General features: G+C 64.5%; 11 protein-coding genes. 8 read left to right on the top strand and 3 right to left on the bottom strand.

Annotated features, from left to right (window positions below; all coding sequences use genetic code 11):
* Positions 1-65 precede the first annotated feature (65 nt).
* Positions 66-1,370, top strand: coding sequence for an HlyC/CorC family transporter (locus QX071_RS01920; protein ID WP_315702541.1), 1,305 nt, complete (start codon positions 66-68; stop codon positions 1,368-1,370).
* Positions 1,371-1,506: 136 nt separating this feature from the next.
* Here QX071_RS01920 and QX071_RS01915 read toward each other — a convergent pair whose 3' ends face one another.
* The gene (locus tag QX071_RS01915; RefSeq protein ID WP_315702542.1) at positions 1,507-1,776 is read right to left on the bottom strand and encodes a BolA family protein; all 270 of its coding nucleotides are present in this window, start codon (positions 1,774-1,776) and stop codon (positions 1,507-1,509) included.
* 109 nt (positions 1,777-1,885) lie between these two features.
* On the opposite strand from QX071_RS01915, the gene QX071_RS01910 reads away from it, so the two are divergent.
* Entirely contained in the window at positions 1,886-2,530 is a 645-nt protein-coding gene (locus QX071_RS01910) for a J domain-containing protein (RefSeq protein WP_315702543.1), read from the top strand.
* Between the two features lie 69 nt (positions 2,531-2,599).
* On the opposite strand, the gene QX071_RS01905 is transcribed toward QX071_RS01910, so the two are convergent.
* Positions 2,600-3,703 carry a citrate synthase/methylcitrate synthase gene (locus QX071_RS01905; protein ID WP_315702544.1) on the bottom strand — a complete coding sequence of 368 codons (1,104 nt, stop codon included), beginning with the start codon at positions 3,701-3,703 and terminating at the stop codon, positions 2,600-2,602.
* 87 nt (positions 3,704-3,790) lie between these two features.
* Here QX071_RS01905 and QX071_RS01900 point away from each other — a divergent pair, with 87 nt between their 5' ends.
* Entirely contained in the window at positions 3,791-5,014 is a 1,224-nt protein-coding gene (locus QX071_RS01900; protein WP_315702545.1) for a citrate synthase family protein, read from the top strand.
* A gap of 12 nt (positions 5,015-5,026) precedes the next feature.
* On the opposite strand, the gene QX071_RS01895 is transcribed toward QX071_RS01900, so the two are convergent.
* Positions 5,027-5,683: a DedA family protein gene (locus QX071_RS01895; RefSeq protein WP_315702546.1), complete on the bottom strand. Its 657-nt coding sequence runs from the start codon at positions 5,681-5,683 to the stop codon at positions 5,027-5,029.
* Between the two features lie 285 nt (positions 5,684-5,968).
* Between QX071_RS01895 and cobS the strand changes: the two genes are divergently transcribed.
* The 5 genes from cobS to QX071_RS01870 all read left to right on the top strand — a co-directional run bounded on the left by cobS (position 5,969) and on the right by QX071_RS01870 (position 13,561).
* Positions 5,969-6,967, top strand: coding sequence for a cobaltochelatase subunit CobS (gene cobS / locus QX071_RS01890; RefSeq protein ID WP_315702547.1), 999 nt, complete (start codon positions 5,969-5,971; stop codon positions 6,965-6,967).
* A 163-nt stretch (positions 6,968-7,130) separates the two neighbouring features.
* The gene (gene cobT / locus QX071_RS01885) at positions 7,131-9,032 is read left to right on the top strand and encodes a cobaltochelatase subunit CobT (RefSeq protein ID WP_409977465.1); all 1,902 of its coding nucleotides are present in this window, start codon (positions 7,131-7,133) and stop codon (positions 9,030-9,032) included.
* A gap of 75 nt (positions 9,033-9,107) precedes the next feature.
* Complete coding sequence (locus QX071_RS01880; protein WP_315702548.1) at positions 9,108-10,184, top strand: esterase-like activity of phytase family protein; 1,077 nt, start codon at positions 9,108-9,110, stop codon at positions 10,182-10,184.
* Positions 10,185-10,310: 126 nt separating this feature from the next.
* A complete protein-coding gene (locus tag QX071_RS01875) occupies positions 10,311-11,423 on the top strand; it encodes an NADH:flavin oxidoreductase/NADH oxidase (protein ID WP_315702549.1) in 1,113 nt (370 codons plus the stop codon).
* Between the two features lie 167 nt (positions 11,424-11,590).
* On the top strand, positions 11,591-13,561 hold the full coding sequence (locus tag QX071_RS01870; protein ID WP_315702550.1) for an RDD family protein: 1,971 nt from the start codon (positions 11,591-11,593) through the stop codon (positions 13,559-13,561).
* The last annotated feature ends 181 nt before the right edge of the window (positions 13,562-13,742 follow it).

Raw genomic sequence — 13,742 nt, 5'->3', positions numbered from 1 at the left:
CGGTCCCGGCCGTGTTGAGCAGCGGCAGCGAAACGGCAGCCCATATGCAAAGCGATATCAGCGTCATGGACTGGATCACACTTTCGATCGTCATCGTCCTGCTTGCGGCTTCCGCATTCTTTGCGCTCAGCGAGACCGCCCTGACCGGCGCCTCCCGCGCCAGCATGTTGCGGCTGTCGAAACAGGGCAATCGCGATGCCGACGTCGTCTCAAGTCTGTTCGAGATGCGTGAGCGCTTGATCGGCGCGCTGCTGCTCGGCAACAACATCGCCAATATCGGTGCGTCCGCGCTGGCGACCGGACTATTCACGGCATGGTTCGGCGAAGTCGGTGTGCTCTATGCCACCGGTGTGATGACGGCGCTGGTGGTGATCTTCGCCGAGGTTTTGCCGAAGACGATTGCGATCAATGCGCCGGACCGGGTCTCGCTTGCGGTCGCGCGGCCGATGCGAACGACGGTCTTTGTGCTCGGGCCGCTGCTCTCGGTGATCGAAGCGGTGGTCCGTGTATTGATGCGGCTGATCGGCTTCAAGGTCGGTGCCAACCAGCCCATCCTGTCGCCGACCGAGCGCTTGCGCGGCGCCGTCGATCTCTTGCACCACGAGGGCAAGGTCGAGAAGCAGGACCGCGATATGTTTGGCGGCCTGCTCGACCTGCGCGAATTGCAGGTTTCCGACGTCATGGTCCATCGCACCGAGATGGTGATGGTCAACGCGGACCTGCCGCCGGAAGAGTCGGTGCGCGAGGTGCTGGCATCGGAATATACCCGCATCCCGCTCTGGCGCGGCACGCCGGAAAACATCATCGGCGTGCTGCATGCGAAGGATCTGTTGCGCGCGATCCGTTCCTCCGAAGGTGATGTGTCGCGCATCGACGTCGCATCGCTGGCGCTGCCGCCGTGGTTCGTTCCGGAGATGCGCTCGGTGTCCGAGCAGCTCAAGGCGTTCCGCCGCCGCAAGACTCATTTCGCCCTCGTCGTCGACGAGTATGGCGAAGTCGAAGGCATCGTCACGCTGGAGGATATTCTGGAGGAAATCGTCGGCGACATCTCCGACGAGCAGGACGTGCAGGTTGCCGGTGTTCGCGTTCAGCCGGATGGCTCAGTCGTGGTCGACGGCTCGGTGCCGATCCGCGACCTCAATCGTGCGATGGATTGGGACTTGCCCGATGAGGAGGCGACCACGGTGGCGGGCCTCGTGATCCACGAAGCCCGTTCGATTCCGGAGCGCGGCCAGAGTTTCACCTTCCATGGCTTTCGCTTCCGTGTGCTGCGGCGGGAGCGCAACCGCATCACGGCACTTAGGATCGTGCCGGTGCCGCGCGGAGAGCTGGAAGAAGCAAGACCTCGGCGCGCCGGCACGGCGTTCTGATCCGCGTGCCGGGGAAATTGAGGTAAGGTCAGTCTGCGTGTTGTCGTTGCATGCGGATTCGCGCTGACGTCGCGTAGACGTTCAAGGAACATCTACGGAAGATGTAGATATACGCGAACGGGCTTTTGTGCGATACTCAGGCTTCGCCGGGGGCCCTGGCATGCAGCGCGAGCGCGTGCACCGAGCTCGCTAGTTCCGCAGCCAATGTGGCGTTGATCAGGCGGTGACGCTCGATCCGGCTCTTGCCGGCAAAGGCCTGCGACACAATATACACTCTGAAATGCGTTCCGCCGCCCGGCGCGTGGCCGGCGTGACCCTCATGCAGGTGTGACTCGTCCTGAACTTCGAGGCTTTCTGGCGAGAAAGCTTCGCGCAACTTGTTGGTGATAGCCTCTCGCGTGCTCATGGTTCAGCCAATACGCATCAAATTAATTTTCGTCAATCCGCCGACCCCCTCCGAGGTATTCGCAATGTCAAGACTTGAAGCTTGTCGCGTTGCGTAGTCAAAGTCCGTCATGCCGATCGATTCATCCAAATTCTTCGACTCCATCCGCATCAAGCCCAGGAAGCAGGCGGCGAAGCAGCCGCAGGTGCGCGAGGAGGCCGCGGGTTGCCAGTGGCCGGACTGCCTGAACAGGGGCACGCATCGCGCGCCCAAGGGGCGGGAGAATGCGCGCGAATATTGGCAGTTCTGCCTCGATCACGTGCGCGAGTACAACCAGTCCTACAATTTCTTCTCGGGCATGAATGCGGAGGCCGTGGCGCGCTATCAGAAGGATGCGCTGACCGGCCATCGCCCGACCTGGAAGATGGGCGCCAACACCGCTGGCAAGCGCGGCACCGGCAGTGTCGAGGGCGACCTCGGCGATGCGGCCGATCCGTTCAGCGTGTTTGCCGAGATCAACGGTCGCGCGAGTTGGCGACCCGGGCCGCAGGCCGCGCAGAAGCCGGAGGCCCGCAAGATCTTCAATGCCGAGCGCAAGGCGCTGCAGGTGATGGGGCTCGGTCCGGATGCGACGCTCGATGACGTCAAGGCCAAGTACAAGGCGCTGGTCAAGCAGCATCATCCCGATGCCAATGGTGGCGATCGCTCGACCGAGGATCGCCTGATCGAGATCATCAAGGCCTACAATTATTTGAAGACGGTGGTGCGGGCCTGATCCGCCGCCGCCGGGAACGCGCGCGCCCATTGCGGGGACGCGCGCAAGTTCAGGGATTGTCAGCTCCACTCACGCATTCGTCGCATCCGGCCTTGGTCCGATATAGGCCGAGCTCGGCCGGATCAGTCGTCCGGTACGCTGCTGCTCGCGGGCATGTGCCGTCCAGCCGGCGACGCGAGCCACTGCGAAGATCGGCGTGAACGCCTGCCGCGGAATCTTCAGCGCATCGAGCAGAATCGCGGTGAAGAACTCGACATTGGTGTCCAGCACGCGGTTGGGATTCTTTCGCCGCAGCGCCTCCCGGATATAAGCTTCGACCTCGCTGGCGAAGGGAAGGTCTGCGCCGGCGCAGGCGAGCCGCTCGATCGCTGCTTTCAAGACGTCCGCGCGCGGATCGCGCACCCGGTAGATGCGATGGCCGAACCCCATCAGCCGCTCGCCGCGTGCGAGGGCCGCATCCACCCACGGCTTGATGCGCTCCCGCATTCCGATGGCGTTGAGCATTTCGAGCACCGGCTCAGGCGCGCCGCCATGAAGTGGTCCGGTCAGCGCGCAGTAACCGGCGGTGACCGCAGCGAACAGGTCGGCCTGCGTCGAAGCCACCACCCGCGCAGCGAAGGTCGAGGCGTTCATGCCGTGGTCGCAGACGGTCACGAGATACGTATCGAGCCCGGCGATCTCGCGCGGCTCGGGGGCGCGCCCCCGTAGCATGCGCAACGTGTCAGCGGCATGGCTGGCCGCTCGATCCGGCGCGATCGGTGCCGCACCGTTCGCGCGCTGAACCAATGCGCCGGCAATGACGGAGCAGGCGCCCACGATGGTGGCCTCGTGCTCCAGCCCGTCTTCGGCACGCAGCGCCGCGACCGCCGCGCGAAAGCTGTCGACGATGCTCATGCCCCGAGATGCGGCCAGCAACTCGGGCGTCCGAGCGAACGCGCGTTCACGGGCCACGCCGAGCTGGCGGCGGACCTCAGCCGTATCGAAGGCGCGTCCGTTGGCTGCGCTCCACAGCCGTGCGGTCACATCTTCAAAGCTGGCATGCGCCGCCAGATCGGCGACGTGCTCCCCGGCGATGATCAACTCGCCCTGCTCGCCGTCGACGTGGCTCAACGCGGTCTCGGCCGCTGGAATGCCGTCCAGGCCGATGGGGGTCTTGCCGAGCTGAATGTTCATGGCGGTATCTCCTTCCGGTGGAATGGCGCATCAGGAAGAAAGTCGGTCGACTCGACGGATTGATCAATCTTGATTAAGATAATCAATATGAAAAATTCACCCGGTCTGTATCTCTCCGCGCGCGAGGCTGCCGCGGAATTGGCGATCTCGCCGGCGACCCTCTACGCCTATGTCAGCCGGGGCCTCATTCGCTCCGAGCCGTCGCCGGATTCGCGGAGCCATCGCTACCGGGCCGACGATGTTCGCTCGCTGAAGGAGCGCCGGGCGCCAGCCCCGGAGCCCAAGGGCTTCCGCAGCTTCGATGCCGAGCTGCCCGTGTTGGACTCGGCAGTGTCCACCATCACCGCGGCCGGCCCGATCTATCGTGGGGTCAACTGCGTCGAGCTGGCCGAAAAGGACACGTTGGAGCACGCAGCGACGTTGTTGTGGGACGTGACCGCGATCGATCCGTTCACCGCGGATAACCGCCCGGTGGTTTCTGAGGACATGAGCGCCATCGCTGCCGCAGCACACCGCGCCGCACCGCTGGACCGAGCGATCGCAGTCCTGGCCTTGGCGACCAGCGCCGATCCCGGAGCCTTCAATCGTGCAGCCGAAGGCCGGGCCTTGGTCGGCGCGCGCATCGTCCGGCTTCTGGTCGCCACCATGCTTGACGCGACGCCATCCACGGAGCTTCTCCATCAGCAAATCGCAAAGGTATGGGCGCCGGAGCACAAACACGCGCCCGACCTGATCCGTCGCGGATTGGTGCTGCTCGCCGACCATGAGCTCAACGCTTCGACCTTCACTGTGCGTTGCGCGGCATCCACGGGATTGAGCCTGTATGATGCCGTGATTGCCGGCTTGGCTGCGCTGAAAGGCCCCAAGCATGGCGGCGCCGGCGTTCTGGCCTCGCAGCTCGTCAAGACATTGATCGATCGGGATGTCGCACCTCTGATCCGGGAGCGGGTCGCGCTCGGCGAGCGCTTCGCCGGATTTGGGCACGGCATCTACAAACGCGGCGATCCCCGCGCGGTCGCCCTTTTGGACGCGCTCAATCGCGCCGGCGCACCGCGCAAATTCACGCGCGAGGTGCCGGAGCGGATCGCGGAGGCGACCGGGGAATTCGTCAATATCGATTATGCCTTGGCCGTGCTGGTGCACAGTCTGCGGCTGCCTGCGGGCAGCGAGCTTGCGTTGTTCGCGATGGCCCGCGCCGTGGGCTGGATTGCGCATGCCTGCGAACAGCTTCAGCACGGCCGCCTGATCCGGCCGCGCGCCCGCTACGTCGGGCCGTTTCCCGGGCGCGGCGCCATTCTGGAGTCGCTGTGACGGGTTACCACGCTACTCGCTCGCTTGAGCCATCACCTGGCCTTCGCGGCGCTTGCGCAACAGGCGAAGCACCAGCCAGACCAGAATGCTGCCGGCGACCACCGCCAGGATCCAGGTGTGCTTGGCGATATGGCTGTGATGCGGGATGCCGCCATAGCGATGCAAAAGCTGGACGGCGAACACGCCCGGCAGCACATGCGCGCAGGCCCAGAGCACGATGGCCGGGACGTTCACGGCATAGAAGCGCAGCGGCCGCACGTCGAGTGCGCCGGCCGTGATCGGCACGACGGCGCGGATTGGGGCGACGAACCGGGCGAAGAAGATCGCCAACGTGCCGAACCGATGGAAAAAGGCCTCGCTCTGCGCCACCAGGCGGGGATAGTTCGAGAGCGGCCAAGCCGTGAGGATCTCGCGCTGGCTGCGGTGGCCGACCCAGAACGCCGAGCCATCACCCAGCAAAGCGCCGAGGATTGCCGCTGTCAGCACCCATTCCAGCTTTAACTCCCCGCCCGCAATCAGCGCGCTCAAGGCGAGGATGATGGTCGTACCGGGGACGACGGAGCCCGCGATCGGTACCGCTTCCAAAAGGGCAGCCAGGAAGATGGTGAGATAGGCCAATCCGGAATGATCCGAGACGAAGCCGATGAGAGGGTCAAGCAGGTGGGCCACACAAATCCCGAGCAGGCAGACGATGATGTCTCATAACTAGGAACCAACGGCAAAAGTGCCATGCCGCGCCGCAGCGCCGGACGCAGGGCAAAAAGATGGCGACGGCACGCAGGGCAGCCTTTCAAAAATCGCGTCTCATGCCTATCTTGATGATATCCCAACGGAACTTTGATTAACCCTTAGGCTTCTGCCCGCCATCGCTCTCTGCTAGGCTGTTGCGAAGCCCACCAACCGCAGCCACAGACACATCTGGTTTCGGAAAACGCCCGGGACCTCGGAGGACGAATGACGACCGCCGCTACGACCAATGCGCAGGAGATCACCGGATTGCCCGACATGAAGGTGTCGGTCCGCCAAGTGTTCGGGATCGACAGCGACCTTGAGGTGCCGGCCTTTTCCCAAACCGATCCGCATGTCCCAGAAGTTGATGCCGATTATCGGTTTGATCGCGCCACCACGCTTGCCATCCTGGCCGGCTTCGCCAAGAACCGCCGCGTCATGGTGACGGGCTATCATGGCACCGGTAAATCGACCCATATCGAGCAGGTGGCGGCGCGGCTGAACTGGCCGTGCGTGCGCGTCAATCTGGACAGCCATATCAGCCGTATCGACCTGGTCGGCAAGGACGCGATCGTCATCAAGGACGGCAAGCAGGTCACCGAATTCCGCGACGGCATCCTGCCCTGGGCACTGCAGCACAATGTGGCTCTGGTGTTCGACGAGTATGACGCCGGCCGTCCGGACGTGATGTTCGTGATCCAGCGCGTGCTCGAGGTCTCGGGTCGGCTGACCCTGCTCGACCAGAACAAGGTGATCAAGCCGCACCCGGCGTTCCGGCTGTTCGCGACCGCGAACACGATCGGCCTTGGCGACACCTCCGGTCTCTATCACGGCACGCAGCAGATCAACCAGGGCCAGATGGACCGCTGGTCGATCGTTACCACGCTCAACTACCTCGCCCATGACGAGGAGGTGGAGATCGTGCTGGCCAAGGCACGGCACTACCGGAACCAGCAGGGTCGTGACATCGTCAACAAGATGGTCCGGCTTGCCGACCTGACCCGCAACGCCTTCGCCAATGGCGATCTGTCCACGGTGATGAGCCCGCGCACGGTGATCACTTGGGCGGAGAATTCCGAGATCTTCGGCGATATCGGCTTCGCCTTCCGTGTCACCTTCCTCAACAAATGCGACGAGCTCGAGCGGCCACTGGTGGCGGAGTTCTATCAGCGCTGCTTCAATGCAGAGCTGCCGGAGTCCGCGGTCAACGTGGCGCTGAGCTGAACAAGTGCTGAGCTAAACAGGTGTCGTCCCGGGCGAGCGAAGCGCGACCCGGGACCCATACCGCGGACTCTTTCAATCGAACCACGCGGCTGCTTTCTCTGACGGTAATAGCCGCTGGTGGTTATGGGTCCCCGCTTTCGTGGGGACGACGAGCTGAGCAGCGATGAGCACATCCAACAGCAAATTCCGCAATCAGGGCAAGGAAGCGCCGACCGAGCCATTCAAGCGCTCCGTGACGGGCTGCCTGCGGGCGATCGCGAAAACCCCGGAGCTCGAAGTCTCCTTTGCTGCCGAACGTCCGGGCCTCGCGCCGGGCAAGGCGCGGTTGCCGGAGCCCGCGCGCAAGATGACCAAGCGCGATGCTGCGATCGTGCGTGGACATGCGGATTCCATCGCACTGAAGCTCGCCTGTCACGATCCGAAGGTCCACCGCAAGCTGATCCCGGCTAATCCGCAGGCGCGCGGCGTCTTCGAGGCGGTCGAGCAGGCGCGCGTCGAGGCGATCGGCGCCCGCCGCATGGCGGGCGTGGCGAAGAACCTCACCGCAATGCTCGACGACCATTTCCACCGCGGCAAATATGACGAGATCACCGATCGCGCCGATGCGCCGCTGTCGGATGCGCTCGCCATGCTCGTGCGCGAGCGGCTGACCGGCCTGGCGCCGCCGGCGGCCGCACGCAAGCTGGTCGATCTGTGGCGCCCGATTCTCGAGGACAAGATCGGCTCCCGTCTCGATGAATTGAGCCGTGTCACCGAGGATCAGGCGAAATTCGGCGATATGGTCCACGATCTCCTGTCGGCGCTCGATCTCGGCGACGAGCGCAATGCCGATTCCGACGAAGACGAGGATCAGGACGACAACCGCGACGGCGACAACGAGCAATCCGGTGCGGAGGGCTCGCCCGATTCCGACGCTGCGCAGGAGATGAGTGCCGATCAGGCGCAGACCACATCGGATGAGATGTCGGAAAGCGCGATGGAGGCCGCACAAGCCTCGGCCAGCGACACGCTCGATGACGGCGAACTCGGCGACGACGAGACGCCGGGCGAGGCGACGCGGCCGAACCGCGGTGGCGCCAACGAGCCGCGCGGTCCGGAATATCACGCCTTCGCGCCGAAGTTCGACGAGGTCGTCGCCGCCGAGGATCTCTGCGACCATGACGAATTGGAACGGCTGCGCTCCTATCTCGACAAGCAGCTCGCCCACCTGCAGGGCATCGTCGCCAGGCTCGCGAACCGGCTGCAGCGCAGGCTCATGGCGCAGCAGAACCGCGCCTGGGAGTTCGATCTCGAAGAGGGCATCCTTGATCCAGCCCGGCTGTCGCGCGTCGTCATCGATCCCTATCAGCCGCTGTCCTTCATGCGCGAGAAGGAGGCGACATTCCGCGACACCGTGGTGACGCTGCTGCTCGACAATTCCGGCTCGATGCGAGGCCGTCCCATCACGGTGGCGGCGACCTGCGCCGACATCCTGGCGCGCACGCTGGAGCGCTGCGGCGTGAAGGTGGAGATTCTCGGCTTCACGACGCGCGCCTGGAAGGGTGGGCAATCGCGCGAGGCCTGGCTTGCCGCGGGCAAGCCGGCCAACCCGGGCCGGCTGAACGATCTTCGCCACATCATCTACAAGGCGGCGGACGCGCCATGGCGGCGGGCCCGCAAGAATCTCGGCCTGATGATGCGCGAGGGCCTGCTGAAGGAGAATATCGACGGTGAGGCGCTCGACTGGGCGCATAAGCGCCTGCTCGCCCGTACTGAGCAGCGCAAGATCCTGATGATGATCTCCGACGGTGCGCCGGTCGACGATTCCACGCTCTCGGTCAATCCCGGCAATTACCTGGAACGGCACCTGCGTCACATCATCGAGGAGATCGAGACCCGCTCTCCGGTCGAACTGATCGCGATCGGTATCGGCCACGACGTGACGCGGTATTACCGCCGCGCGGTCACGATCGTCGATGCCGAGGAACTGGGCGGAGCGATCACCGAGAAGCTCGCGGAGCTGTTCACCGAGACCCACGCTGCGCCGCAGCCTGCCACCCATCAAAAGCGGCGGCTGCATTCGTAACCGTGTGAGACGGCGCGATGCGCTGGCGCTTCCTCCTCCTTTGACGGAGGAGGGGCGAGAGGGGTCCTGTCAACCATGTCGCCAGATGCGGTGTTCGGTCGGCGTCGCTTCCTGACGCTCGCCGTCATGGGCGCTGCCGCTGTCGCAGCTCCCGAATGGGCCCGCGCCCAGCTCAGTGCGACGCCCGCGGCCAATCGCGCTGTCCGCGGCGAGCATTCCGTCAGCAGCCCGGTTGCAATCGAGGTCAGGGCGCGGCCGATGCCGTCGTTCGATTTGAGGGATCGTTCCCGCCTGCGCTTCGGCTCGCTCGAATATCGCAGCGGTCTGGTGTTGACCTCATCGTTTCCCGGCTTCGGCGGCCTGTCCGGCCTTCGGCTCGATCCGAAAGGCGAGCGCTTCATCGCGCTCAGCGACCAGGGAAATTGGTTCACCGGTCGCATCATGTATTCGGGCCGAGATATGGCGGGACTGGCCGACGTCGAAGCTGCACCGCTGCTCGGACCCGACGGGCGGCCGATCCTCGATCGCGGCTGGTACGATTCCGAGTCCATTGCGATGGACGGCGATCAGGTTTACGTCGGGCTCGAGCGCGTCAACCAGGTGCTGCGCTACGACTTCTCCAAGGGTTTCACCGGTGCGCGCGGCGAGATCGTGCCGCTGCCGCCTGCCGCGAAACGACTCCCAAACAACAAGGGACTCGAGGCGCTCGTGTTCGTGCCGAAAGGCCAGCCGCTCGCCGGGACCTTGATCGCCCTCTCGGAGCGCGGCTTGGATGCGGACGGCAATCTGATCTCGTTCCTGATCGGTGGCCCGACCCCTGGGCAATTCAGTGTCCGGCGCACCGAGGATTTCGACATCAGCGACGCCGTGTTGTTGCGTTCAGGCGATCTGTTGGTGCTGGAGCGCAAGTTCTCGCTGGTCTCCGGCGTCGGCATCCGGATCCGCCGACTTCGGCTCGCGGACATCGCGCCCGGTGTGCTGATGGACGGCCCCACGATCTTCGCCGCCGATCTGGGCCAGGAGATCGACAACATGGAAGGCATCGACGCTCACGTCACGCCCGAGGGCGACACGGTGCTGACCCTGATATCCGACGATAATTTTTCGATGATTCAGCGCACGCTGCTATTGCAGTTCACGCTGGTGGAATGAGCGCCTGCCGCCGGGTTCGAGCCGTGGCATGGAGGCACCGCGTTCGCCTCGGCAAGGGGAGGGCTGGTGTTCGCGATCGCGGCTATTAGCTTACGATGGTCTTTCCCAAGCCCGGAACCCTCCCGCATGAGCGCTCTGTTTTCCCCGATCAAGCTGCGCGGCCTCGAACTTGCCAACCGCATCATGGTCTCGCCGATGTGCCAATATTCCGCCGACGATGGTGCGGCCAACGATTGGCATTTCACTCACATCAACATGCTGGCGCTCTCGGGGGCCTCGATGTTCTGCATCGAGGCGACGCATGTCGAGCCGATCGGGCGGATCACGCCCGGCTGCCTCGGCCTGTGGGATGACGACACCGAGTCCGCACTAAAGCCGATCCTCGCTTCGGTCCGCAAACATTCCAAGACCGCAGTGGCGATGCAGCTTGCCCATGCCGGCCGCAAAGGATCGAGTTATCGGCCGTGGGAAGGCGGCCAGCAGATCCCGTTCTCGCAAGGTGGCTGGCAGACGGTCGCACCGTCGGCGATTCCGCACAAGGAAGGCGAAGCCGCGCCGCTGGCGCTCGATTCGGCAGGCCTCGCACGCGTCAGCGCTGCCTTCGTCGATGCGGCACGACGTGCCGACCGGCTCGGCATCGATGCACTCGAGCTGCATGGCGCGCACGGCTATCTCCTGCATCAGTTCTTGTCGCCGTTGTCGAACCAACGCACCGATCAATATGGCGGCAGCCTCGACAACCGCATGCGCTTTCCGCTCGAGGTGTTCGAGGCGGTGCGTGCGGTCGTTCCGGCGCACAAGCCGGTCGGCATGCGCGTCTCCGCGACCGACTGGGTCGAGGGCGGGTGGGACCTGGCGCAGACCATCGTGTTTGCGCAGGAGCTGAAGCGCCGCGGTGTCGATTGGATCGATGTCTCCTCAGGGGGCGTATCGCCGCTGCAGAAGATTGCGCTCGGTCCAGGCTATCAGGTGCCGTTCGCGCAGGCGGTGAAGCAGGCGACGGAGCTTCCGACCATTGCAGTCGGCCTGATCACGCAACCGCAACAGGCCGAGGAGATTGTTGCTTCCGGCAAGGCCCACATGGTCGCGCTCGCGCGTGGCATGCTCTACGACCCGCGCTGGGGCTGGCATGCCGCCGCCGAACTCGGCGGTCAGGTCTCCGCGCCGCCGCAATATTGGCGCTCCCAGCCGTCCACGCACAAGGAGCTGTTCGGCAGGACGACCTTTGGGGCGCGCTGAACGCATGCTTCCAGAGCCGCCGTGGCGTGACACATGCGGGGGTGAAGCTTTAACCGTCCGCGCACGATCAGGCTGTGAACGCTTGCCACCGCAATCAATTCCAGGCAGCATGCGTATGGTCTACCGCGTGCGGTGGGCATTGCCAGCGATGTTCGCCGAGCGGTTTCGTGACGGGGCAGGGTCTCAGCAGCAAGTTTAAGCGCGCCGGCATCTGGCGCCGGCTGGGTGCGCTGCTGATCGACATCATGGCCATTGCAATCGTTCTGCAGGTCTGCGCCCTGGTCCTGTTTCCGCTGACCAATGGCCGCGTTCAATTCGCTGACGGCGTTTATGCCATCAGCTGCAGAAAGCTTGAGGTCATCCCGTCGGGGGTCGTCGTGCCTGCCGATCTCAAGCCCAACACGATCGTCGACTGCACACATAGCGTGCTCGGTCTGCCGTCCGCTCGCATGCTGCGGCTCGCGCAGGTCACGCAGACGGGTCCGTTCACCAAGGACATCCACATCGACAGCATGCTCGATGCGGGCGGCACTCCGATCAAGGGACTGTCGCTCGGGATTTTCCTGTTGCCGCTGTTGCTGGCCTTGCGCGCCATGTTCGACATTCGCGGCGGCACGCCCGGCCGAAGGATCTGTCGTATCCGTCTCGCGAGCGCCGATGGCAGCGCGGCGAGGAATGCCGCGGTCAGGCGGCGTTACGGCCTGCTGCTCCTGATCGCGAGTCCAGCGCTGATCTGGCCGATCGCGCTATCATTCCTGGACATCGTCGCGCTGCCTGCATCTCTGCTCCTCGGCCTGACGCTCGCATCGTATTGTCCGCTGCTGATTGTCGGCCTTGCCGCGTGGCGCCAAGTCTACGTCCGAACGGATACCTGGTACGACCGCTTTGCGGCCACTGCGGTCTATTGCCTTGATCGGACGCCGGCGAGTGCCGGGTCGGCGCAGCCTGCGGCGGAGGCCGCCGATGCCGAGCGGGCCGGAGCTGCGGTTAGGGCGGCCGCGGGCGATGAGCCGCATCTTGCCGCGTTACCACCTCCGCTCCCGGCCGCGCTGGCGCACGTGCAGCGGAGTTATCTCGCCCGTCACTGGCACGGTGAGCTGTCCTTGCCCGTGTCGTACTGGGTCAACGGGATGCTGCTTGGGGTGATTGCGACCCTGGCGATCGCGGTCGCCACTGCGCTGGTCGTTCAGGAGCGGCTCGATGCACAACCGCTGCCGGCGCTCATCCTGATCTGCGCAATATGGCTCTGCATCTTGTTGCTCACGCTTTGGCAGACCGTCGGCATCTGGCGGTCGGGAACGCGCTATCGCAGCGTCGGCAATGGCCCATGGGGCGGCATCGCGAAGATCATGGTGACGCTCGGCGTTGCGAGCGCGCTTTGGCAGTTCTTTACGCAAGGCTTGCCGCAGATCGCAGGTATCGCCGAAATCGTGGGTGGCGATAACTCGCTCGGCCCGCATCAGTTCAGGGTCCTCGGCTCCGGCGAGATGCTGGAATTCACCGGTGGCATCAAGTTCGGCGTGGCCAAGGAGCTGGAAGGTTTCTTGAACGCGATGCCGGATGTCAAGACGGTGCGGCTCGACTCCATCGGTGGCCGTATCCGCGAGGCGCAGACAATGTCCGACCTCATCAAGGCGCGCGGATTGTCCACCCTGGTCGAGAAGCAATGTTTGTCAGCCTGCACCATTGTCTTCTTGGGTGGTAAGGACCGCGTCATCCTGTCGGATGCGCGGCTGGGCTTCCACCAGCCGTCCTATCGCGGAATCACCGCTGCCGAGCGCAGTCGGACCGTCACGATCGAGAAGGAACGGCTGCAGAAGTTGGGATTGAGCCTCGCCTTTGCCGAACGCGCCAACACGGCGGAGCCGAGCTCGATGTGGTTTCCTGATAGTGGCGAGCTGCTCAGAGAGCATGTCGCGACCCGGGTCGTGTCTGCCAACGCAACTGCCGCGGCTGCGCCGGCTAATAGAGTTCGGGCCATTGCGGTGGATGCAGCAGCTGCCCCGAATCGTGAGCTGCCGGCAGGCCCCGTTTCGCCGGGAGGAGCCACGATTTCCTTGCCGCGGGATCTCGTGCAGCGACTCCAATCGTCAAAATCTCCCAGTGGCTTCCCGTCGCCGACCACGGGCCTTAAATAGCCGCGAGCTCCGCTGCTGCTTGCTCGCCTGCGGCACAGCCGACGGTTGTCGGCGTGCTGCGACGTGCTAGACTTCGCAGACCACGTGCGGCGATGCCGGCTCGCTTGGTCGTGTTTCGTCTCGCGTGACGATGAGCGCATCCGCGAAGATGCGCCGCAACAAAACGCGAGAGGAAAGCGCT

It is taken from the genome of Bradyrhizobium sp. SZCCHNS1022 (assembly GCF_032484835.1).
Lineage (GTDB): Bacteria > Pseudomonadota > Alphaproteobacteria > Rhizobiales > Xanthobacteraceae > Bradyrhizobium.
Note: the sequence above shows the minus strand (reverse complement) of the source record. Positions and strands in the feature narration are given on the sequence as shown.

Excerpts from the sequence above, each read along its gene's own strand:
- QX071_RS01910 (WP_315702543.1), top strand. The coding sequence starts at position 1,886 with ATGCCGATCGATTCATCCAAATTCTTCGACTCCATCCGCATCAAGCCC.
- cobT (WP_409977465.1), top strand. The coding sequence starts at position 7,131 with ATGAGCACATCCAACAGCAAATTCCGCAATCAGGGCAAGGAAGCGCCG.
- QX071_RS01915 (WP_315702542.1), bottom strand. The coding sequence starts at position 1,776 with ATGAGCACGCGAGAGGCTATCACCAACAAGTTGCGCGAAGCTTTCTCG.
- QX071_RS01920 (WP_315702541.1), top strand. The coding sequence starts at position 66 with ATGGACTGGATCACACTTTCGATCGTCATCGTCCTGCTTGCGGCTTCC.
- QX071_RS01905 (WP_315702544.1), bottom strand. The coding sequence starts at position 3,703 with ATGAACATTCAGCTCGGCAAGACCCCCATCGGCCTGGACGGCATTCCA.
- QX071_RS01900 (WP_315702545.1), top strand. The coding sequence starts at position 3,791 with ATGAAAAATTCACCCGGTCTGTATCTCTCCGCGCGCGAGGCTGCCGCG.
- QX071_RS01880 (WP_315702548.1), top strand. The coding sequence starts at position 9,108 with ATGTCGCCAGATGCGGTGTTCGGTCGGCGTCGCTTCCTGACGCTCGCC.
- QX071_RS01875 (WP_315702549.1), top strand. The coding sequence starts at position 10,311 with ATGAGCGCTCTGTTTTCCCCGATCAAGCTGCGCGGCCTCGAACTTGCC.
- cobS (WP_315702547.1), top strand. The coding sequence starts at position 5,969 with ATGACGACCGCCGCTACGACCAATGCGCAGGAGATCACCGGATTGCCC.